Source organism: Pseudomonas sp. Fl5BN2, assembly GCF_009908205.1.
GTDB lineage: Bacteria > Pseudomonadota > Gammaproteobacteria > Pseudomonadales > Pseudomonadaceae > Aquipseudomonas.
The window spans coordinates 1-412 of sequence record NZ_JAAARL010000092.1; the positions used below are offsets into that span (position 1 = coordinate 1).

General features: G+C 51.9%; 1 protein-coding gene. It reads right to left on the minus strand.

Annotated features, from left to right (window positions below):
* Positions 1-412, minus strand: a 412-nt coding sequence (locus tag GV819_RS32725) for an AAA family ATPase (protein WP_161760128.1), incomplete at both ends; no start/stop codon positions are given.

The following is a 412-nucleotide window of genomic DNA, read 5'->3' on the forward strand; positions in this document are numbered from 1 at the left end:
TCGTCACGGAATTCCAGATCCACGCCTTCCAGATTAAACAGCGCCTGATACTGCTTGGTCAGGGCGTTTTTCGGCTCTTTGAGGATCTGAATCAGAGCTTCTTCGCTCAGTTCATTCAACGTTGCGACAACCGGCAGACGACCAATGAACTCAGGGATCAGACCAAACTTGATCAGATCTTCCGGTTCAACCTGCGCCAGCAGCTCGCCTTCGCTTGCTTTGTCGGACTTCGCTTTTACCGTCGCGCCAAAACCAATGCCGGAACCGGTTTCTACACGATGGGAAATCACTTTATCCAGACCGGCAAACGCACCGCCACAGATAAACAGGATCTTAGAGGTATCAACCTGCAAGAATTCCTGTTGCGGATGTTTACGCCCACCTTGCGGCGGAACAGCAGCTACCGTACCTT